This is a genomic window from Pseudomonas sp. CM27 (genome assembly GCF_013179515.1).
GTDB lineage: Bacteria > Pseudomonadota > Gammaproteobacteria > Pseudomonadales > Pseudomonadaceae > Aquipseudomonas.
In genome coordinates, this window is sequence record NZ_JABMCN010000007.1 from 1 (window position 1) to 20,963 (window position 20,963).

At 62.9% G+C, this 20,963-nt stretch carries 16 protein-coding genes and 2 pseudogenes; all 18 read left to right on the forward strand.

Going from position 1 to position 20,963, the window contains the following annotated elements; genetic code table 11:
* Nucleotides 1–209, forward strand: a pseudogene (locus HP547_RS01820) (UMP kinase); the annotation flags it as partial.
* Entirely contained in the window at nucleotides 206–763 is a 558-nt protein-coding gene (gene frr, locus HP547_RS01825) for a ribosome recycling factor (protein WP_172219519.1), read from the forward strand. The pseudogene HP547_RS01820 and the gene frr, both read left to right, overlap by 4 nt.
* A gap of 15 nt (nucleotides 764–778) precedes the next feature.
* Nucleotides 779–1,534 carry a polyprenyl diphosphate synthase gene (gene uppS / locus HP547_RS01830; RefSeq protein WP_172219521.1) on the forward strand — a complete coding sequence of 252 codons (756 nt, stop codon included), beginning with the start codon at nucleotides 779–781 and terminating at the stop codon, nucleotides 1,532–1,534.
* Complete coding sequence (locus HP547_RS01835) at nucleotides 1,534–2,349, forward strand: phosphatidate cytidylyltransferase (RefSeq protein ID WP_172285370.1); 816 nt, start codon at nucleotides 1,534–1,536, stop codon at nucleotides 2,347–2,349. Before uppS ends, HP547_RS01835 begins: the two co-directional genes overlap by 1 nt.
* Nucleotides 2,346–3,536: a 1-deoxy-D-xylulose-5-phosphate reductoisomerase gene (gene ispC / locus HP547_RS01840; protein ID WP_172219525.1), complete on the forward strand. Its 1,191-nt coding sequence runs from the start codon at nucleotides 2,346–2,348 to the stop codon at nucleotides 3,534–3,536. Before HP547_RS01835 ends, ispC begins: the two co-directional genes overlap by 4 nt.
* A gap of 70 nt (nucleotides 3,537–3,606) precedes the next feature.
* Nucleotides 3,607–4,959, forward strand: coding sequence for an RIP metalloprotease RseP (rseP, locus tag HP547_RS01845; RefSeq protein ID WP_172219527.1), 1,353 nt, complete (start codon nucleotides 3,607–3,609; stop codon nucleotides 4,957–4,959).
* A 73-nt stretch (nucleotides 4,960–5,032) separates the two neighbouring features.
* Nucleotides 5,033–7,381: an outer membrane protein assembly factor BamA gene (bamA, locus tag HP547_RS01850; RefSeq protein ID WP_172285371.1), complete on the forward strand. Its 2,349-nt coding sequence runs from the start codon at nucleotides 5,033–5,035 to the stop codon at nucleotides 7,379–7,381.
* A 44-nt stretch (nucleotides 7,382–7,425) separates the two neighbouring features.
* On the forward strand, nucleotides 7,426–7,929 hold the full coding sequence (locus tag HP547_RS01855; RefSeq protein ID WP_012270843.1) for an OmpH family outer membrane protein: 504 nt from the start codon (nucleotides 7,426–7,428) through the stop codon (nucleotides 7,927–7,929).
* Nucleotide 7,930: 1 nt separating this feature from the next.
* Nucleotides 7,931–8,986 carry a UDP-3-O-(3-hydroxymyristoyl)glucosamine N-acyltransferase gene (lpxD, locus tag HP547_RS01860; RefSeq protein WP_172219530.1) on the forward strand — a complete coding sequence of 352 codons (1,056 nt, stop codon included), beginning with the start codon at nucleotides 7,931–7,933 and terminating at the stop codon, nucleotides 8,984–8,986.
* Nucleotides 8,987–9,100: 114 nt separating this feature from the next.
* Entirely contained in the window at nucleotides 9,101–9,541 is a 441-nt protein-coding gene (gene fabZ / locus HP547_RS01865; protein WP_008094893.1) for a 3-hydroxyacyl-ACP dehydratase FabZ, read from the forward strand.
* The gene (lpxA, locus tag HP547_RS01870) at nucleotides 9,538–10,314 is read left to right on the forward strand and encodes an acyl-ACP--UDP-N-acetylglucosamine O-acyltransferase (RefSeq protein WP_172219532.1); all 777 of its coding nucleotides are present in this window, start codon (nucleotides 9,538–9,540) and stop codon (nucleotides 10,312–10,314) included. The genes fabZ and lpxA overlap by 4 nt, the downstream gene beginning before the upstream one ends.
* A 1-nt stretch (nucleotide 10,315) precedes the next feature.
* The gene (gene lpxB / locus HP547_RS01875; protein WP_172285372.1) at nucleotides 10,316–11,443 is read left to right on the forward strand and encodes a lipid-A-disaccharide synthase; all 1,128 of its coding nucleotides are present in this window, start codon (nucleotides 10,316–10,318) and stop codon (nucleotides 11,441–11,443) included.
* Nucleotide 11,444: 1 nt separating this feature from the next.
* Nucleotides 11,445–12,068 carry a ribonuclease HII gene (gene rnhB, locus HP547_RS01880; protein ID WP_172219536.1) on the forward strand — a complete coding sequence of 208 codons (624 nt, stop codon included), beginning with the start codon at nucleotides 11,445–11,447 and terminating at the stop codon, nucleotides 12,066–12,068.
* A gap of 130 nt (nucleotides 12,069–12,198) precedes the next feature.
* Complete coding sequence (gene dnaE / locus HP547_RS01885; protein ID WP_172285373.1) at nucleotides 12,199–15,723, forward strand: DNA polymerase III subunit alpha; 3,525 nt, start codon at nucleotides 12,199–12,201, stop codon at nucleotides 15,721–15,723.
* 106 nt (nucleotides 15,724–15,829) lie between these two features.
* Nucleotides 15,830–16,777, forward strand: coding sequence for an acetyl-CoA carboxylase carboxyl transferase subunit alpha (gene accA / locus HP547_RS01890; protein ID WP_172219540.1), 948 nt, complete (start codon nucleotides 15,830–15,832; stop codon nucleotides 16,775–16,777).
* 153 nt (nucleotides 16,778–16,930) lie between these two features.
* A complete protein-coding gene (gene tilS, locus HP547_RS01895; protein ID WP_172285374.1) occupies nucleotides 16,931–18,214 on the forward strand; it encodes a tRNA lysidine(34) synthetase TilS in 1,284 nt (427 codons plus the stop codon).
* A 269-nt stretch (nucleotides 18,215–18,483) separates the two neighbouring features.
* A complete protein-coding gene (locus tag HP547_RS01900) occupies nucleotides 18,484–20,112 on the forward strand; it encodes a CTP synthase (RefSeq protein WP_172285375.1) in 1,629 nt (542 codons plus the stop codon).
* A gap of 199 nt (nucleotides 20,113–20,311) precedes the next feature.
* A pseudogene (eno, locus tag HP547_RS01905) lies at nucleotides 20,312–20,963 on the forward strand (phosphopyruvate hydratase); the annotation flags it as partial.

The window sequence follows — 20,963 nt, forward strand, 5'->3', positions numbered from 1 at the left end:
TCAAGGACCCGCATGCCGAGAAGTTCGATCATCTGACCTACGATGAAGTGCTGGATCGCAAGCTGGGTGTGATGGACCTGACGGCAATCTGTCTGTGCCGCGACCACAAGATGCCACTGCGCGTCTTCAACATGAACAAGCCCGGCGCCCTGCTGAACATCGTGCATGGCGGCGCGGAAGGAACTCTGATCGAGGAAGTTCAAAAATGATCAACGACATCAAGAAAGACGCGCAGGAGCGCATGACCAAGTCCCTCGAGGCCCTGGGTCGCCACCTGGCCGCGATCCGCACCGGTCGCGCCCATCCGAGCATCCTCGACAGCGTCAAGGTCACCGCCTGGGGTAGCGAGATGCCGCTGAACCAGGTTGCCGCGATCAGCGTCGAAGATGCCCGCACCCTGAAAATCGTTGCCCACGACAAGAATCTCAGCGCGGCCATCGAGAAAGCCATCCTCACCTCCGACCTGGGCCTGAACCCGTCCAGCGCCGGTACCACTATTCGTGTGCCGATGCCGGCCCTGACCGAGGAAACCCGCAAGGGCTATACCAAGCAGGCCAGCGGCGTTGTCGAGGATGCCAAGGTGGCCGTGCGCAACGTGCGCCGCGATGCCCTGGCCGACCTGAAAAAGCTGACCAAGGACAAGGAAATCAGCGAGGACGAAGAACGTCGCGCCGCTGACGAGATCCAGAAGCTCACCGACAAGTTCGTTGCTGACGCCGATGCAGCCTTCAAGGCCAAGGAAAAGGACCTGATGGCCGTCTAAGGCCGGGGTTTTTTAATGGAAAAGACCAAGCCAGCGGCGCCGTCCTCGGTGCCGCGTCATGTCGCGATCATCATGGATGGCAACAACCGCTGGGCGAAAAAACGCCTACTGCCCGGCGTTGCCGGGCACAAGGCGGGCGTCGACGCCGTTCGCGCGGTCATCGAGGTGTGCGCCCAGTCCGGGGTCGAAGTGCTGACCCTGTTCGCGTTCTCCAGTGAAAACTGGCAGCGCCCCGCCGAAGAGGTCGGTGCACTGATGGAACTGTTCTTCTCGGCGCTGCGCCGCGAGGCCAGGCGCCTCAACGAGAACAACATCAGCCTGCGCATCATTGGTGACCGTTCACGGTTTCATCCCGAGTTGCAGGCTGCCATGCGCGAAGCCGAGGCGCTGACCGCCGGCAGCAATCGCTTCATCCTGCAGATCGCGGCCAACTATGGCGGCCAATGGGATATCGCCCAGGCGGCCCAGCGGCTGGCGCGGGAAGTGCAGGCCGGGCACCTGCGCCCGGACGATATCACCCCGGGCCTTTTGCAGACCTGCCTGTCGACCGGCGAGCTACCGCTGCCGGACCTGTGCATCCGCACTGGTGGCGAGCACCGCATCAGCAACTTCCTGCTGTGGCAGCTGGCCTACGCAGAACTGTACTTCTCCGACCTGTACTGGCCGGACTTCAAACACGAGGCCATGCGCAATGCCCTGGCCGATTTCGCTTCGCGCCAGCGCCGCTTCGGTAAGACGAGCGAGCAGGTCGAGGCTGGAGCTCGTGCTTAATGCTTAAACAACGCATCATTACCGCGCTGATCCTGCTGCCGATCGCGCTGGGCGGTTTCTTCCTGCTCAACGGCGGGGATTTCGCCCTGTTCATCGGCTTTGTGGTCACCCTGGGTGCATGGGAGTGGGCGCGCCTCGCCGGGCTGATGGCCCAGCCGCTGCGCATCGCTTATGCCGCAGCGGTCGCTGGGGCGCTGATGCTGCTGTATGTGCTTCCCGAGCTGGCGCCCTGGGTGCTGGGGGCTGCAGTTATCTGGTGGGGGTTGGCCACCTGGCTGGTGTTTACCTACCCGCGCAGCAGCGAACTGTGGGCCAGTGCCGCCTGCCGATTGCTGATCGGCCTGCTGGTGCTGCTGCCGGCCTGGCAAGGGCTGGTACTGCTCAAGCACTGGCCGCTGGGCAACTGGCTGATCCTGTCGGTAATGGTGCTGGTATGGGCCGCCGACATAGGCGCGTACTTTTCCGGGCGCGCGTTCGGCAAGCGCAAGCTGGCCCCGCAGGTCAGTCCGGGCAAGAGCTGGGAAGGCGTGTACGGTGGCCTGGCGGTCAGCCTGCTGATTACCCTGGGGGTCGGCATCAGCCGCGACTGGGGCGTCGGCCAGATCCTGCTGGGCCTGCTGGGTGCCGCGCTGCTGGTCATGGCCTCTGTGGTCGGTGACCTGACCGAGAGCATGTTCAAGCGTCGTTCCGGCATCAAGGACAGCAGTAACCTGCTGCCTGGCCATGGCGGCGTGCTCGATCGCATCGATAGCCTTACCGCGGCCATCCCGATTTTCGCCGTGCTGTTGTGGGCTGCCGAATGGGGTGTGATGTGAGTCGCCCGCAGCGCATTACCGTGCTGGGCGCCACTGGCTCGATCGGCCTGAGCACGCTGGACGTGATCGCGCGTCACCCTGACCGTTACCAGGCGTTTGCCTTGAGCGGCTATTCGCGCGTCGACGAGTTGCTGGCGTTGTGCGTGCGGCATCGCCCGGCCTTTGCCGTGGTGCCCAGCACCGAGGCGGCCGCGCGACTGCGCGAGGGCCTGGCAGCGGCTGGCTGTGCTACCGAGGTGCTCGAAGGCGAGGCGGGCCTTTGCCAGGTTGCCTGCGCTGCTGAGGTGGACGCGGTGATGGCCGCCATTGTCGGTGCAGCCGGCCTGCGCCCGACCTTGGCGGCGGTCGAAGCGGGCAAGAAGGTGTTGCTGGCCAACAAGGAAGCCCTGGTAATGTCCGGGGCGCTGTTCATGGAGTCGGTGCGGCGCAGCGGCGCCGTGCTGCTGCCGATCGACAGCGAGCACAACGCAATCTTCCAGTGCATGCCTGGCGACTACGCGCGCGGCCTGAGTGCCGTGGGTGTCCGTCGAATCCTGCTCACAGCCTCTGGAGGCCCGTTCCGCGAAACGCCTGTCGAGGCGTTGCTGGACGTGACGCCGGAGCAAGCCTGCGCGCACCCCAACTGGTCCATGGGGCGCAAGATATCCGTGGATTCGGCCAGCATGATGAACAAGGGGCTCGAGTTGATCGAAGCCTGCTGGCTGTTCGATGCCGTGCCGGCCAAGGTCGAGGTAGTGGTGCATCCGCAGAGCGTGATCCACTCCCTGGTCGACTATGTGGACGGTTCGGTGCTGGCGCAGTTGGGCAACCCGGACATGCGCACACCCATCGCCAATGCCTTGGCCTGGCCTGAGCGGATCGATTCGGGCGTGGCTCCGCTGGACTTGTTTGCCATCGCCCGTCTGGATTTCCAGGCGCCCGACGAACAGCGCTTCCCTTGCCTGCGCCTGGCTCGGCAGGCTGCCGAGGCTGGCAATAGCGCGCCCGCCGTACTGAACGCGGCCAACGAAGTGGCGGTCGAGGCATTTCTCGAGCGGCGTATCCGCTTCCCCGATATCGCGGGTATGATCGAACAGGTGCTCGATCAGGAGCCCGTCGTACCGCTGCCGTCGCTGGACGCGGTGTTCGCCGCCGACCAGCGTGCCCGGGAGCTTTCCCGTGAGTGGCTGAGGCGTCACGGTCGCTGATGCAGGCCCACCACGGTTCGCGAGGGGCTGGGCATGACGCCGGCCCGCTGAACATCATTCGGAGATGGACATGACAGCGCTCTACATGATTATCGGCACCCTCGTGGCCTTGGGTGTGCTGGTCACCTTCCACGAATTCGGCCACTTCTGGGTCGCGCGCCGCTGCGGCGTCAAGGTGCTGCGCTTCTCGGTGGGCTTCGGCACGCCGCTGCTGCGCTGGCATGACCGCCAGGGTACCGAGTTCGTGGTCGCGGCGATTCCGCTGGGGGGCTACGTCAAGATGCTCGACGAGCGTGAAGGCGATGTGCCGCCCGCGCTGGCCGACCAGTCGTTCAACCGCAAGTCCGTGCGCCAGCGCATCGCGATCGTCGCGGCGGGCCCGATCGCCAACTTCCTGCTGGCGATCTTTTTCTTCTGGGTGCTGGCAATGCTGGGCACCCAGCAGATCCGCCCGGTGATCGGTGCGGTAGACGCCGGCAGCCTGGCCGCCTCGGCCGGCCTGACGGCGGGTCAGGAAATCGTTTCCGTCGACGGTAAGCCGACCAGCGGCTGGTCGGCGGTCAATCTGCAACTGGTGCGCCGCCTGGGCGAAAGTGGCACCTTGCAGGTAGGGGTGCGTGATGAAGGTGCCAGCGCCGAGCGCCAGCTGCAGGTGAAGCTGGACAGCTGGCTGAAAGGCGCCGACGAGCCGGACCCGATCCAGTCCCTGGGGCTGCACCCTTGGCGCCCGGCGATCGTGCCGGTGCTGGCCGAGATCGACCCGAAGGGCCCCGCAGCGGCTGCAGGCCTTAAAACCGGTGACAAGCTGCTGAGCCTCGATGGGGTGGCGGTGACGCAATGGCAGCAAGTGGTCGACAGCGTGCGTGCGCGCCCGGATGCCAAGGTGGTGGTGCGCGTCGAGCGCGATGGCGCTGCGCTGGACGTGCCGGTGACATTGGCCCGCAAGGGTGAGGGCAAGGCGGTTGGTGGTTACCTGGGGGCGGGGGTAAAAGGTGGCGAATGGCCTGCCGACATGCTCCGCGAAGTCAGCTACGGGCCACTGGATGCGGTGGGTGAGGGCTTGTCGCGCACCTGGAGCATGAGCGTCCTGACCCTTGAATCGCTGAAGAAAATGCTGTTCGGGGAGCTCTCGGTAAAAAACTTGAGCGGACCGATAACCATTGCTAAAGTGGCGGGCGCTTCAGCCCAGTCCGGCGTCGGAGATTTCCTGAATTTCCTGGCCTACCTGAGCATAAGCCTAGGGGTTCTTAACTTGCTGCCCATACCGGTACTGGATGGGGGGCATTTGCTGTTTTACCTGGTCGAGTGGGCGCGCGGTCGTCCGCTCTCAGATCGGGTGCAAGGTTGGGGGGTCCAGATCGGTATCAGTTTGGTCGTAGGGGTGATGTTGCTCGCCCTGATCAACGATCTGGGTCGACTATAAAGCTTCGCTCAATTGCAAACCTGCCGTGTTGTCACGGCGGGTTGTTTATTGCCAGTTGGAATAAAAGGACTTCATGAAACGTCTGCTGCTAACTGCGGTCATGTCCGCACTGATGATCGCTGAAGTTCACGCCGAGTCCTTCACCATCTCCGATATCCGCGTCAACGGCCTGCAGCGGGTTTCCGCCGGCAGTGTCTTCGGTGCCCTGCCGCTGAACGTCGGCGACCAGGCCGACGACCGCCGCCTGGTGGACTCGACCCGCTCGCTGTTCAAGACCGGGTTCTTCCAGGACATCCAGCTGAATCGCGACGGCAATGTGCTGATCATCAACGTGGTCGAGCGCCCGTCGGTGTCCAGCATCGAGATCGAAGGCAACAAGGCGATCAGCACCGAAGACCTGATGAAGGGCCTGAAGCAATCGGGCCTGGCCGAAGGCGAGATCTTCCAGCGTGCCACCCTCGAAGGTGTGCGTAATGAGCTGCAGCGCCAGTACGTGGCCCAGGGCCGCTACTCGGCCGAAGTCGACGCCGAAGTGGTGCCGCAGCCGCGCAACCGCGTGGCGCTGAAGATCAAGATCAACGAAGGCACCGTGGCTGCCATCCAGCACATCAACATCGTTGGCAACAACGTGTTCGACGATGAAACCCTGGGGCAGCTGTTCGAGCTGAAAACCACCAACTGGCTGTCGTTCTTCAAGAACGACGACAAGTACGCCCGCGAAAAACTTTCCGGTGACCTGGAACGCCTGCGTTCCTACTACCTGGACCGCGGCTACATCAACATGGACATCGCCTCTACCCAGGTGTCCATCACGCCGGACAAGAAACACGTCTACATCACCGTCAACATCAACGAAGGCGAGAAGTACACCGTTCGCGACGTGAAGCTGTCCGGTGACCTGAAGGTGCCGCAGGACCAGGTTCAGTCGCTGCTGCTGGTGCAGCCGGGCCAGGTATTCTCGCGCAAGGTGATGACCACCACCTCCGAGCTGATCACCCGCCGCCTGGGTAACGAAGGCTATACCTTCGCCAACGTCAACGGCGTGCCACAGCCGAACGAGCAGGACCACACGGTCGACATCATGTTCGTGGTCGACCCGGGCAAGCGTGCCTACGTCAACCGCATCAACTACCGCGGCAACACCAAGACCGAAGACGAAGTGCTGCGTCGCGAGATGCGCCAGATGGAAGGTGGCTGGGCGTCGACCTACCTGATCGACCAGTCCAAGACCCGCCTCGAGCGCCTGGGCTTCTTCAAGGAAGTCAACGTCGAGACCCCGCCAGTGCCAGGCACCGACGACCAGGTCGACGTCAACTACAGCGTCGAAGAGCAGGCGTCCGGCTCGATCACCGCCAGCGTCGGTTTTGCTCAGAGCGCCGGCCTGATCCTCGGTGGTTCGATCAGCCAGAGCAACTTCCTCGGTACCGGTAACAAGGTGTCCATCGGCCTGACCCGTTCGGAATACCAGACCCGCTACAACTTCGGCTTCGTCGACCCCTACTTCACTGCCGACGGCGTCAGCCTGGGCTACAACGCCTTCTACCGCAGCACCGACTACGACGACCTCGACGTCGACGTGGCCAGCTATGCGGTGGACAGCTACGGTGCGGGCGTCAGCCTGGGTTACCCGATCAGCGAAACCTCGCGCCTGACCTACGGCCTGAGCGTGCAGCAGGACAAGATCAAGACCGGCAAGTACACCGTTGACGAGATTTTCGATTTCCTCGACCAGGAAGGCGACAACTTCCTCAACTTCAAGGCCTCGATCGGCTGGTCGGAATCGACCCTGAACAAAGGCGTGCTGGCGACCCGTGGTCATTCCCAGAGCCTGACCCTGGAGTCCACCATTCCGGGCAGCGACCTGTCGTTCTTCAAGCTCGACTACCGCGGCCAGCTGTTCCAGCCGATCAACAACGACTACACCCTGCGCCTGCACACCGAGCTGGGCTATGGTGATGGTTATGGCAGCACCTCTGGCCTGCCGTTCTACGAGAACTACTTCGCGGGTGGCTTCAACTCCGTGCGTGGCTTCAAGGACAGCAGCCTGGGCCCACGCAGCACCCCGAGCAATGGTAACCGGCCTGGCACCATCGCCGACCCGGACCAGGATCCGCTGCCGTTCGGTGGCAACGTGCTGGTGCAAGGTGGTGTCGAATTGCTGTTCCCGCTGCCGTTCGTGAAAGACCAGCGTTCCCTGCGCACCTCCGTATTCTGGGATGTGGGTAACGTGTTCGACACCAATTGCGGCAACAAGCCTGATTGCGAGAAGGTCGGGTTCTCGGGCATGGCCAGCTCGGTCGGCCTGGGTGTGACCTGGATTACCGCGCTGGGCCCGTTGAGCTTCAGCCTGGCGATGCCGGTCAAGAAGCCGGACGATGCCGATACTCAAGTGTTCCAATTCTCTCTGGGCCAGACCTTCTAAGGTCGGCCCTCGCTTAACGACAACGGTTTATCCAGGAGTGCATCGTGCGTAAATTGGCTCAACTGGCCGTAGTGGCCGCGGCGCTGGTCGCCACCCCGGCTTTCGCCGAAATGAAGGTCGCCGTGCTGAACTATCAGATGGCCCTGCTCGAATCGGATGCCGCCAAGAAGTACGCGGTTGATGCCGAGAAAAAATTCGGCCCGCAACTGACCAAGCTGAAAAGCCTGGAAAGCAGCGCCAAGGGCATCCAGGACCGCCTGATCAAGGGCGGTGACAAGATGCAGCAGCAGGAGCGCGAGCGCCTGGAGCTCGAATTCAAGCAGAAGGCCCGCGACTTCCAGTTCCAGTCCAAGGAGCTGAACGAAGCCAAGGCCGTTGCCGACCGCGACATGCTCAAGCAGCTGAAGCCGAAGCTGGATGGCGCTGTCGAGGAAGTGATCAAGAAGGGTGGTTTCGACCTGGTTCTCGAACGTGGTGCGGTCATCGATGTCAAGCCTCAGTACGACATCACCCGCCAGGTCATCGAGCGCATGAACCAAGCCCGTTGATATGAGTGTGACCATGACGCTAGGCCAGCTGGCCGAGGCCCTCGGTGCCACCCTCAAGGGGCCCGAGGCGCTGCAGATTACCGGGCTGGCCACCTTGCAGGAGGCTGGCCCCGGCCAATTGAGCTTCCTCGCCAACCCGCAGTACCGCAAATACCTGGACAACAGCCAGGCGGCTGCGGTGCTGCTGAAGGCTGCGGATGCCGATAGCTTTGCCGGCAATGCACTGATCGTCGCCGATCCGTACCTGGCCTATGCGCGCATTTCCCACCTGTTCGACCCCAAACCCAAGGCTGTGGCGGGTATTCATCCCAGCGCCGTGGTGGCTGAGGACGCGCAGGTGGATGCCAGTGCCAGCATCGGGCCGTTTGCGGTCATTGAAAGCGGCGCGCGCATCGCGGCAAATGTCAGTGTGGGTGCACACTGCGTGGTCGGTGCCCGTTGCGTGATCGGTGAGGGCGGCTGGCTGGCGCCACGGGTCACCCTGTACCATGACGTGACCATCGGCAAGCGTGTGGTGATCCAGTCGGGTGCGGTGATTGGTGGTGAAGGCTTCGGCTTCGCCAACGAGAAGGGCGTGTGGCGCAAGATCGCCCAGATCGGTGGCGTGACCATTGGCGATGACGTGGAAATCGGTGTCAACACTGCGGTCGACCGCGGTGCACTGTCGGACACGCGGATCGCTGACGGGGTCAAGCTCGACAACCAGATCCAGATCGCCCACAACGTGCAGATCGGTGAGCATACGGCCATGGCCGCCTGCGTCGGTATCTCCGGCAGCACGCGCATTGGCAAGCATTGCACCATCGCCGGCGGTGTCGGCATGGTTGGCCATATCGATGTCTGTGATAACGTTTTCGTGTCCGGGATGACCATGGTGACCCGTTCGATCACAGAACCGGGTGCCTATTCTTCCGGCACTGCCATGCAGCCACTGGCTGAATGGCGCAAGAGCGCCGCGCGCATCCGCCATCTGGACGACATCGCCAAGCGTCTCCAGCAGCTGGAAAAACGCGTCGATACCGTGACCTCAGGTGGCCTGCCGGCATCAGAAGGCTGATACCATTCCCTGAGCAAGAGTGAACAGTCGCTAGCTGGCTCCTCTTTGGACTGCAAAAGGAGCGTTTGGTCAGCACCTGCGCTCCCTATTATTATTACAGGCTTCCCCCCCGAAATGATGGACATCAACGAGATTCGCGAATACCTGCCTCACCGTTACCCGTTCCTGTTGGTGGACCGTGTGACGGATCTGGACTTCGAGGCCCAGAGCATTCGTGCCTACAAGAATGTCAGCATCAACGAGCCGTTCTTCAACGGCCATTTTCCAGCGCACCCGATCATGCCGGGCGTCCTGATCATCGAAGCCATGGCCCAGGCGGCCGGTATTCTCGGTTTCAAGATGCTCGATGCCAAGCCGGCCGATGGAACCCTGTACTACTTTGTCGGCTCCGACAAACTGCGCTTCCGTCAACCAGTACTGCCGGGTGACCAGCTGGTACTGGAAGCCAAATTCCTCAGTCGCAAGAGCATGATCTGGAAGTTCGAATGCCGCGCGCTGGTCGACGGCAAGCCGGTCTGCTCGGCACAGATCACCTGCGCGGAACGCTCCCTATGAATTCGATTGATCCTCGGGCCATTATCGATCCCTCGGCCAAGCTGGCCGAGGGTGTCGAGGTCGGCCCTTGGTCGATCGTTGGCCCCGATGTAGAAATCGGGGAGGGCACCGTCATCGGCCCGCATGTTGTGCTCAAAGGGCCGACCCGTATCGGCAAGCACAACCGTATCTTTCAGTTTTCCTCGATCGGTGAAGACACCCCTGACCTCAAGTACAAGGGTGAACCGACGCGCCTGGTGATCGGCGACCATAACGTGTTTCGCGAAGGGGTGACCATTCACCGCGGTACCGTTCAGGACCGCGCGGAAACCACCGTGGGCGACCATAACCTGATCATGGCCTACGCCCATATCGGCCACGACAGTGTCATCGGCAACCACTGCATCCTGGTCAACAACACGGCATTGGCCGGCCATGTGCATGTGGGTGACTGGGCGATCCTGTCCGGCTATACCCTGGTGCACCAGTACTGCCATATCGGTGCCCACGCGTTTTCCGGCATGGGCACGGCAATCGGCAAGGACGTACCTGCCTTCGTGACCGTCTTCGGCAGCCCTGCCGAAGCCCGCAGCATGAACTTCGAGGGCATGCGCCGCCGAGGTTTCAGCGACGAGGTGATCCACGTGCTGCGTCGTTGCTACAAGATTGTCTATCGCCAGGGCCTTACCGTCGAAGACGCGCTGAAGGAATTGGCCGAAATGGCCGAAAAGCACCCTGAAGTCGACCTGTTCCGTCAGTCGATCGTGAACTCCGCTCGCGGCATCACCCGCTGATATGGCCCAGCTTTGCGTAGCCCTGGTCGCAGGTGAGGCCAGTGGTGATATTCTCGGTTCAGGCTTGATGCGTGCGCTCAAGGCGCGCCACCCTGACGTCCGTTTCATCGGCGTTGGTGGCCCCTTGATGGAAGCCGAAGGGCTGCAATCCTACTTCCCCATGGAGCGCCTGGCGGTGATGGGCCTGGTCGAAGTGCTGGGGCGCCTGCGCGAGCTGCTCAAGCGCCGCAAGCTGCTGATCCAGACCTTGATTGACGAAAAGCCCGATGTCTTCATCGGCATCGACGCACCTGATTTCACCCTCAACATCGAACTGAAACTGCGCGAGGCCGGGATCAAGACCGTGCACTACGTCAGCCCCTCGGTGTGGGCGTGGCGGCAGAAGCGCGTGCTGAAGATTCGCGAGGGTTGCGACCTGATGCTGACCCTGCTGCCATTCGAGGCGCGCTTTTACGAGGAGCAGGGCGTACCGGTACGCTTCGTCGGCCATCCGCTGGCCGACACCATTCCGCTTGAAGCCGACCGGCCGGCGGCACGTGCTGCGCTGGGCCTCGACGACGGGCCGGTGGTGGCATTGATGCCGGGCAGCCGAGGTGGCGAAGTAGGGCGCCTTGGGGCGTTGTTCCTCGATGCCGCCGAACGCCTGTGCCAGCAGGTGCCGGGCGTGCGTTTCGTGCTGCCCTGCGCCAACGCCGCGCGACGCGCCCAGGTCGAGCAGATGCTCGAAGGTCGGCACCTGCCGCTGACCCTGCTCGATGGCCAGTCGCACCAGGCCCTGGCGGCCTGCGATGCAGTACTGATCGCCTCGGGCACCGCCACCCTCGAAGCGCTGCTGTACAAGCGTCCGATGGTGGTCGCCTATCGCCTTGCGCCTTTGACCTACTGGATACTCAAGCGCCTGGTGAAAAGCCCCTACGTCTCGTTGCCGAACCTGCTGGCCCAGCGCGAGCTGGTACCCGAGCTGCTGCAGGACGACGCCACCAGCGAAGCCTTGGCCAACACCCTGGCGCCACTGGTTGGCGATGGCAGCCAGCAGACCGAACGCTTCGACGAAATTCACCGCACCCTGCGCCGTGACGCCTCCAACCAGGCGGCCGAGGCGGTACTGGCCCTGCTCAAGGACCGCTGACATGCAAACTGGACTGGACTTCAAACTGGTCGAAGACCTGGTCGCCGGCGTCGACGAAGTGGGCCGTGGCCCGCTGTGCGGCGCGGTGGTGACGGCGGCGGTGATCCTTGATCCTGCACGCCCGATCCTCGGCCTGAACGATTCGAAGAAACTCACCGAAGCCAGGCGTGAAGCGCTGTTCGACGAGATCTGCGAAAAGGCCCTGAGTTTCTGCATCGCCCGTGCCGAGGTCGAGGAAATCGACCGGCTGAACATTCTGCAAGCCACGATGCTGGCCATGCAGCGCGCGGTCGAGGGCCTGCACATTACGCCCAGGCTGGCCCTGATCGACGGCAACCGCTGCCCGAAACTGGCTGTGCCATCGGCGCCGGTGGTCAAGGGTGATAGCCAGGTACCGGCGATCGCTGCTGCCTCGATTCTGGCCAAAGTGTCCCGCGATCGGGAGATGAGCGCGTTCGAGCTGATCTACCCGGGTTATGGCATCGGTGGGCATAAGGGCTACCCGACGCCGGTCCACCTTGAGGCCCTGGCGCGGCTTGGGCCTACACCCATTCATCGGCGTTCCTTTGCCCCGGTGCGGGCAGCATGGGACGCGCGCAGCGGTGTGGTCGATTCGCTGATCTGACCCCGGGGCCGCTTTGCGGCCCATCGCCGCGGTTCGTCGCCCCGACCAGCCGGCTCCCACAGAGGCCCCAAATCCTCCCTCATAAGCTACAATCCCGCCCTTGTCGTCAAGCACTGCTACAGGATCTTCCATGTCGGTTCCCTTCGTTCACCTGCGCGTCCACTCTGAATTCTCGCTGGTTGACGGCCTGGTGCGGATCAAACCGCTGGCCAAGGCGCTGGCCGGGATGAACATGCCGGCGGTGGCGATTACCGACCAGAGCAACATGTGCTCGCTGGTCAAGTTCTACAAGACCGCCATGGGCGCCGGCATCAAGCCGATCAGTGGCGCCGACCTGTGGCTGGCCGGCGCCGACCCGGAAGCACCGCTGTCGCGTATTTGCTTCCTGGCGATGGACCCACAGGGCTACCGCAACCTCACCGAGCTGATTTCGCGCGGCTGGACCGAGGGTCAGCGTAACGGCCTGGTCATCCTTCAGCGTGAGTGGATCGCACCTGCCAGCGAGGGCCTGATCGCCCTGTCGGCAGGCAAGGAGGGTGACATCGGCATGGCCTTGCTGGCCGGCAGGGACGATGAAGCTGCCGCGTTGCTGCAAGACTGGATGGGCATGTTCCCCGAGCGCTTCTACGTCGAAGTGCAGCGCACCAACCGCGCTCGCGACGAAGAGTATGTGCACGCCGCCGTGGCGCTGGCCGACCGCCTTGGCGCCCCGCTGGTGGCCACCAACGACGTGCGCTTTCTCAAGCAGACCGACTTCGACGCCCACGAAACCCGCGTCTGTATCGGCGAAGGCTGGACCCTCGACGATCCACGGCGCCCGCGTAACTACAGTGACCAGCAGTACCTCAAGTCGGCCGCAGAAATGGCCGAGCTGTTCAGCGACCTGCCCGACGCCATTGCCAACACCGTGGAAATTGCCAAGCGCTGCAATATCCAGGTACAGCTGGGCAAGTACTTCCTGCCCGACTTCCCGACGCCCAACGGCATGGGCATCGACGATTACCTGCGCCACGTGGCCCACGAAGGCCTGGAAGAGCGCCTGGCGGTGCTGTGGCCGAAAGAGACCACCCCCAATTACGAAGAAAAGCGCCAGGAGTACCTGGACCGCCTGAAGTTCGAGCTGGATATCATCATCCAGATGGGCTTCCCCGGTTACTTCCTGATCGTCATGGACTTCATCAAGTGGGCCAAGAACAACGACGTGCCGGTTGGCCCAGGCCGGGGGTCGGGTGCTGGCTCGCTGGTGGCCTACGTACTGAAGATCACCGACCTCGACCCGTTGGCCTACGACCTGCTGTTCGAACGTTTCCTCAACCCTGAACGTGTTTCCATGCCCGACTTCGACGTCGACTTCTGCATGGACGGCCGTGACCGGGTCATCGATTACGTGGCCGAGGCCTACGGGCGCAACGCGGTCAGCCAGATCATCACTTTCGGTACCATGGCCGCCAAGGCGGTGGTGCGTGACGTGGCGCGGGTGCAGGGCAAGTCCTACGGCCTGGCCGACCGCCTTTCGAAGATGATCCCGTTCGAAGTGGGCATGACCCTGGAGAAGGCCTACGAGCAGGAAGAAATCCTGCGCGACTTCCTCAAGGGTGACGAGGACGCCCGCGAAATCTGGGACATGGCGCTGAAGCTGGAAGGCGTCACCCGGGGTACCGGCAAGCACGCCGGTGGTGTGGTTATCGCCCCCACCAAGCTCACCGACTTCTCGCCGATTGCCTGTGATGAAGAAGGCGGTGGCCTGGTAACCCAGTTCGACAAGGATGACGTCGAGGCGGCGGGTCTGGTGAAGTTCGACTTCCTCGGCCTGCGTACCCTGACCATCATCAAGTGGGCGATGGAGATCATCAACCGCGAGCAGGCCAAGAAGGACCTGCCCGACCTCAATATCGACTTCATCCCGCTGGACGACCGCAAAACCTACGAGCTATTGCAGAAAGCCGAAACCACGGCGGTATTCCAGCTTGAGTCGCGCGGCATGAAGGAGCTGATCAAGAAGCTCAAGCCCGACTGCCTGGAAGACCTCATCGCACTGGTGGCACTGTTCCGCCCGGGCCCGCTGCAATCGGGCATGGTGGACGACTTCATCAACCGCAAGCACGGCCGCGCCGAACTGGCCTACCCGCACTCCGACTACCAGTACGAAGGCCTGAAGCCGGTCCTGGCACCCACCTACGGCATCATCCTGTACCAGGAACAGGTGATGCAGATTGCCCAGGTAATGGCGGGCTACACCCTCGGTGGTGCCGACATGCTGCGCCGCGCGATGGGCAAGAAAAAGCCCGAGGAAATGGCCAAGCAGCGGGGCGGTTTCATCGAAGGCTGCGTGGCCAACAATATCGAAGCGGATCTTGCGGGCAACATTTTCGACCTGGTAGAGAAGTTTGCCGGCTACGGCTTCAACAAGTCCCACTCCGCAGCCTACGGCCTGGTGTCGTACCAGACGGCCTGGCTGAAAACCCACTACCCGGCGCCATTCATGGCGGCGGTGCTGTCGGCGGACATGCACAACACCGACAAGGTGGTGGTACTGGTGGAGGAGGTGCGCAACATGAAGCTGCGCCTCGACGCGCCGGACGTGAACTTCTCCGACTTCAAGTTCACCGTCAACAACGACGGCCGCATCGTCTATGGCCTGGGCGCCATCAAAGGGGTCGGCGAGGGCCCGGTGGAGGCCATCGTCGAAGCCCGTGCCGAGGGCGGCCCGTTCAAGGACCTGTTCGATTTCTGCGAGCGCATCGACCTCAAGCGCGTCAACAAGCGCACCCTCGATGCGCTGGTGCGCAGTGGCGCGCTGGACCGTCTTGGCCCGTATTTCCATGACGAGATCAAGGCTTACCACGCCAACATCGACCGCAACCGTGCGACCTTGCTTTCGGCGCTGGGCGAGGCCATCAAGGCCGCTGAGCAGACCGCCCGCACCGCCGACAGTGGCCACATCGACCTGTTCGGCGGCATGTTCGACGAGGTCGACGCCGACGTGTATGCCAGCCATCGCAAGGCGCGCGAGCTGACCCTGAAAGAGCGCCTGAAGGGCGAGAAGGACACCCTTGGCCTGTACCTCACCGGCCACCCGATCGACGAGTACGAAACCGAGATCCGCCGCTTCGCCCGCCAGCGTATTATCGACCTCAAGCCGTCACGCGAAACCCAGACCGTCGCCGGCATGATCATTGCGCTGCGGGTGATGAAGAACAAGAAGGGCGACAAGATGGGCTTCGTCACCCTCGATGACCGCTCGGGGCGGATCGAGGCGTCGCTGTTTGCCGACGCCTACATCGCGGCGCAGTCCTTGTTGCAGGCCGATGCCATGGTGGTGGTGGAAGGCGAGGTCAGCAATGACGACTTCTCCGGTGGCCTGCGCCTGCGGGTGAAGCAGGTAATGACCATGGAAGATGCGCGCACCAAGCTGGCCGAGAGCCTGCGCCTGAAGGTGGCGCACGAGGCTCTCAAGGGCGACCGGCTGAAGTGGCTGGGCGAGCTGATCACCCGTCATCGCGGGGCGTGCCCGATCACCTTGGAGTACACCGGCAGCGATGCCAAGGCCATGCTGCAGTTCGGCGAGCAGTGGGCGATCGACCCGGCTGACGGCCTGATTCAGGCGCTGCGTGACCAGTTCGGGCGTGAGAACGTCTTCCTGCAATATCGTTGAATCGACAAAAATTTAATCTCGACCTGAATGCGCCTGATCCCTTAAGGTAGGGCGCCAAACGGATCAACCGGCCGGCCGCCTGGCCGTAGACCCAAGACGGATGACTATGAACCCGAATTTTCTCGATTTCGAACAGCCGATTGCCGACCTGCAAGCCAAGATCGAAGGCCTGCGCCTGGTAGGCAACGACAACTCGCTGAACATCAGCGATGAAATTGCCCGTCTGCAAGACAAGAGCAATACCCTGACCGAAAGCATCTTCGGCAACCTGACCAGCTGGCAGATCGCCCGCCTGGCCCGTCATCCACGTCGTCCTTACACCCTGGACTACCTGGAGCACATCTTCACCGAGTTCGAAGAACTGCACGGTGACCGCCACTTCTCCGACGACGCCGCCATCGTCGGTGGTACCGCGCGCCTGGACGGCAAGCCGGTGATGGTCATCGGCCACCAGAAGGGCCGTGAAGTACGCGAGAAGGTGCGCCGCAACTTCGGCATGCCGCGCCCGGAAGGCTACCGCAAGGCTTGCCGCCTGATGGAAATGGCCGAGCGCTTCAAGATGCCGATCCTGACCTTCATCGACACCCCGGGCGCCTACCCGGGCATCGACGCCGAAGAGCGCAACCAGAGCGAGGCCATCGCCTGGAACCTGCGCGTGATGGCGCGGCTGAAAACCCCGATCATCGCCACCGTAATCGGTGAGGGTGGTTCTGGCGGCGCGCTGGCCATCGGTGTCTGCGACCAGTTGAACATGCTGCAATACTCCACCTACTCGGTGATTTCGCCAGAAGGCTGCGCTTCGATCCTGTGGAAGACTTCCGACAAGGCGGCTGATGCGGCCGAGGCCATGGGCATTACTGCCGAGCGCCTGAAGAGCCTGGACATCGTCGACAAGGTCATCCAGGAGCCGCTGGGCGGCGCCCACCGCGACCCGGTGAAAATGGCCGAAAGCGTCCGTGCCGACCTGGTGCAGCAACTGGACATGCTCGGCAAGTTCGACCACGACGCGCTGCTGGCACGTCGTTACGACCGCCTGATGAGCTACGGCCTCTGATTCGATGATTTGTCCGGGGGCCGCTTTGCGGCCCTATCGCCGGCAAGCCAGACTCCCGCATGCGTCAGCATCTACGCGGACAATGTGGGAGCTGGCTTGCCGGCGAAAGGGGTGCAAAGCACCCCCTGCGATCTCAAGCCATGTGAGGCCCTCATGATCTACCTCACCCCTTGGCTCAACGCCCCCGCCTGGTACATCGCCTTCTCCGGCGGCCTCGATTCCACCGTCCTCCTGCACCTGCTGGCCCATCACGGCCGCAGCCACGCAACCCCGCCGCTGCGCGCCCTGCACATCCACCACGGCCTGCAACCCGCCGCCGACGCCTGGCCCGCCCATTGCCAAGCCATCTGCGACAGCCTTGGCATCGTACTGCAGGTCATCCACGTCCAGGTCAGCCCCGGCGCCAGCCTCGAACAGGCCGCCCGCAACGCCCGCTATGCCGCCTTCAAGCAGGTCCTCGGCCCAGGCGACATCCTGTTTACCGGCCAGCACCGCGACGACCAGGCCGAAACCTTGCTTTTCCGCCTGCTGCGCGGCGCCGGCCTGCGCGGCCTCTCGGCCATGCCCGGGCAGCGGCCACTGGGGCAGGGCACGCTGGTCAGGCCGCTATTGGCGATACCGCGCCAGCAACTGCATGACTATGCCCTGACTCACGGTTTGCGCTGGATCGAAGACCCGTCGAACAGCGACACGGCGTTCGCTCGCAATTACCTGCGTGGCGAAGTGTTCCCGGTGCTGCAGCAGCGCTGGCCGCAGGCCGGCCAGAATCTCGCGCGCTGTGCAGAACATCTGGGCGAGGCACTGGGCCTGCTGGATGAAGTGGCATCAAGCGACCTGGCCAAAGCCGGGGAGGGCGCAGCACCAGCCTGGGCCGGCCTGGATTCGTTGGACCTGGCAACGCTTGGTGCATTGTCGCCTGCCCGTCAGCGCAATGCGCTGCAGTACTGGCTAAACAGCAGAACCCGCCTGCCTGATGCCCGTCATTGGGCGGGCTGGGATGACCTGCGCGACGCAGCCGAGGATGCGCAACCTGTCTGGCGGCTTGCCGACGGTCGGTTGCTGCGCAGTCACGGGCGAATCTGGTGGTTGAGCGGCGACTGGCTGGAGCAACCGACGGGCAGGGTACGCTGGCGTGATCCTGCACAAGCACTGGTGTTGCCGGGCAACGGCAGCGTGCGTGTTGTCTGCCCCCAGCTGCACGGTGAACTGCACGTCGGCTACCGTCAGGGCGGCGAGATACTGGATATCCCCGGCCGTGGCCGACGCGACCTGAAGCGCCTGCTCAACGAGCTGCAAGTCCCGCACTTCGTGCGCCCGCGGCTGCCCCTGCTGTATGGCGGCGAGCGCCTGCTGGCGGTGGCCAACCTGCCCGGACTGGGGCAGGCGGATTGCCAGCTTCACTGGCAGCCTCCGACGAACGCGCAAGGTTTGAGCTGAAGGGTACATTCCGGTAGACTACCCTCCCTTCTTGATACAACTTCTGTGCGTTCCTCGGAAACACGGCAGTTGCCGATTACCAAGCAGTTTTTTGCTGAGCTGATTCTGGAAATGACGAGCGAGCTCCATGCCGGGGATATCCCTGGTCTGTACAGACGCGGCAGTTTTTCGAGATGCACTGTGATTGACGCAGGTGATCGGGGGCTTCGGCCTTCCTTCGCTTTCTCCGGCGGCGCTGGCCGCCTTAACGCAGACTTCTAGGGTTTTTCATGACGCGCTACATATTCGTCACGGGCGGTGTTGTTTCTTCATTGGGGAAAGGCATTGCCTCCGCTTCCCTGGCGGCCATCCTGGAAGCGCGGGGCCTGAAGGTCACCATGCTCAAACTGGATCCGTACATCAACGTCGATCCGGGCACCATGAGCCCGTTCCAGCACGGTGAAGTGTTCGTCACCCACGATGGCGCCGAGACCGACCTCGACCTGGGCCACTACGAGCGGTTCATCCGCACCACGATGACCCAGAACAACAACTTCACCACCGGCCGGGTGTACGAGCACGTGCTGCGCAAGGAGCGCCGTGGTGACTACCTGGGCGCGACCATCCAGGTCATCCCGCACATCACCGACGAAATCAAACGCCGCATCATCAAGGGTGCCGGCGACGCGGACGTGGCGATGGTCGAGATTGGTGGCACGGTGGGTGACATCGAGTCGCAACCGTTCCTTGAGGCTATTCGCCAGCTGCGTTTCGAAGTGGGCGCCAAGCGCGCCATGCTGATGCACCTGACGCTGGTTCCTTATATCGCCACTGCCGGCGAGACCAAGACCAAGCCGACCCAGCATTCGGTCAAGGAGCTGCGCTCCATCGGTCTGCAGCCTGATGTGCTGGTCTGCCGCTCCGATCACCCGATCGACAGCTCGTCGCGCCGCAAGATCGCCCAGTTCACCAACGTTGAAGAACGCGCGGTGATTGCCCTGGAAGACGCCGACACCATCTACAAGATCCCGGGCATCCTGCATTCGCAAGGCCTGGACGATTTTGTCGTCGAGCGCTTCGGCCTGCAGTGCGACAGTGCTGACCTGTCCGAATGGGACGCCGTGGTCGATGCCAAGCTCAACCCCGAGCAGGAAGTCACCATTGCCATGGTCGGCAAGTACATGGAGCTGCTGGATGCCTACAAGTCGCTGATCGAAGCGATGAGCCATGCCGGCATCAGCAACCGCACCAAGGTCAACCTGCGCTACATCGACTCCGAAGACATCGAGAACCAGGGCACCAGCCTGCTCGAAGGCGCCGACGCCATCCTGGTACCGGGCGGTTTCGGCCTGCGCGGCGTGGAAGGCAAGATCACCGCGGTGCAATACGCCCGTGAGAACAGGGTGCCGTACCTGGGTATCTGCCTGGGCATGCAAGTGGCGGTGATCGAATTCGCCCGCAACGTGATGGGCTGGAAAGACGCCAACTCCACCGAGTTCGACCGCAATAGCGGCCACCCGGTAGTCGGCCTGATCACCGAGTGGGCAGATGCTACCGGTGCGGTCGAAACCCGCAACGAAACTTCGGATCTGGGCGGCACCATGCGTCTGGGCGCACAGGACTGCCAGCTGGCTGCCGGTTCCAAGGTGCACGACTGCTACGGCAAGGACGTGATCACCGAGCGCCACCGTCACCGCTACGAAGTGAACAACAACCTGCTGCCACAACTGGTCGATGCCGGCCTGGTGGTCTCGGGCCGTTCCGAAGACGGCGCGCTGGTGGAAGTGGTCGAGTCCAAGGATCACCCATGGTTCGTTGCCTGCCAGTTCCACCCGGAATTCACTTCCACCCCGCGTGATGGCCACCCGCTGTTCAGCGGCTTCGTCAAGGCGGCCCTGGCCCAGAAGAACAAGGCCTGATTTTTCAGGTCTTTGATGAGTTTTCCGACGGTTAAGGCCGCGCAAGGCTCAGTTCTCGGGTAAAGTACGCCCCGATCTCCCCCTGACCGCTCGGTCAGGGGTTGCTTTTGCCAGGCCTGCCTGCTGCGTCCCCGCCTGGTGAAAGGCAAGAATTTCCTAAAGCTGCGTTGTTTTCGTCAATTCTGGAGTGCTTACAACAATGGCAAAAATCGTCGACATCAAAGGTCGTGAAGTTCTCGATTCGCGTGGCAACCCCACCGTGGAAGCCGATGTACTGCTCGACAACGGCATCATCGGCAGCGCCTGCGCGCCGTCCGGTGCTTCCACTGGCTCGCGCGAAGCGCTTGAGCTGCGTGATGGCGACAAGAGCCGTTACATGGGCAAGGGCGTGCTGAAGGCCGTCGCCAACATCAACGGCCCGATCCGTGACCTGCTGCTGGGCAAGGACCCTTCCGAGCAGAAGGCCCTGGACCGCGCCATGATCGAACTGGACGGTACCGAGAACAAGGCCAAGCTGGGCGCCAACGCCATCCTGGCTGTCTCCCTGGCTGCCGCCAAGGCCGCTGCCCAGGACCAGGACCTGCCGCTGTACGCGCACATCGCCAACCTGAACGGCACCCCGGGCCAGTACTCGATGCCGGTTCCGATGATGAACATCATCAACGGCGGCGAGCACGCCGACAACAACGTCGACATCCAGGAGTTCATGGTGCAGCCGGTTGGCGCCAAGACCTTCTCCGACGGCCTGCGCATGGGCACCGAAATCTTCCACCACCTCAAAGCCGTGCTCAAGGCCCGTGGCCTGAACACCGCCGTAGGTGACGAAGGTGGCTTCGCGCCGAACCTGGCTT

What these genes read in the sequence shown, in the direction of transcription:
- tilS (WP_172285374.1), top strand. Translation starts at nt 16,931, where the DNA reads ATGATCTACCTCACCCCTTGGCTCAACGCCCCCGCCTGGTACATCGCC.
- accA (WP_172219540.1), top strand. Translation starts at nt 15,830, where the DNA reads ATGAACCCGAATTTTCTCGATTTCGAACAGCCGATTGCCGACCTGCAA.
- rnhB (WP_172219536.1), top strand. Translation starts at nt 11,445, where the DNA reads ATGCAAACTGGACTGGACTTCAAACTGGTCGAAGACCTGGTCGCCGGC.
- HP547_RS01835 (WP_172285370.1), top strand. Translation starts at nt 1,534, where the DNA reads ATGCTTAAACAACGCATCATTACCGCGCTGATCCTGCTGCCGATCGCG.
- dnaE (WP_172285373.1), top strand. Translation starts at nt 12,199, where the DNA reads ATGTCGGTTCCCTTCGTTCACCTGCGCGTCCACTCTGAATTCTCGCTG.
- uppS (WP_172219521.1), top strand. Translation starts at nt 779, where the DNA reads ATGGAAAAGACCAAGCCAGCGGCGCCGTCCTCGGTGCCGCGTCATGTC.
- fabZ (WP_008094893.1), top strand. Translation starts at nt 9,101, where the DNA reads ATGATGGACATCAACGAGATTCGCGAATACCTGCCTCACCGTTACCCG.
- bamA (WP_172285371.1), top strand. Translation starts at nt 5,033, where the DNA reads ATGAAACGTCTGCTGCTAACTGCGGTCATGTCCGCACTGATGATCGCT.
- rseP (WP_172219527.1), top strand. Translation starts at nt 3,607, where the DNA reads ATGACAGCGCTCTACATGATTATCGGCACCCTCGTGGCCTTGGGTGTG.
- HP547_RS01900 (WP_172285375.1), top strand. Translation starts at nt 18,484, where the DNA reads ATGACGCGCTACATATTCGTCACGGGCGGTGTTGTTTCTTCATTGGGG.
- lpxB (WP_172285372.1), top strand. Translation starts at nt 10,316, where the DNA reads ATGGCCCAGCTTTGCGTAGCCCTGGTCGCAGGTGAGGCCAGTGGTGAT.
- lpxD (WP_172219530.1), top strand. Translation starts at nt 7,931, where the DNA reads ATGAGTGTGACCATGACGCTAGGCCAGCTGGCCGAGGCCCTCGGTGCC.
- lpxA (WP_172219532.1), top strand. Translation starts at nt 9,538, where the DNA reads ATGAATTCGATTGATCCTCGGGCCATTATCGATCCCTCGGCCAAGCTG.
- frr (WP_172219519.1), top strand. Translation starts at nt 206, where the DNA reads ATGATCAACGACATCAAGAAAGACGCGCAGGAGCGCATGACCAAGTCC.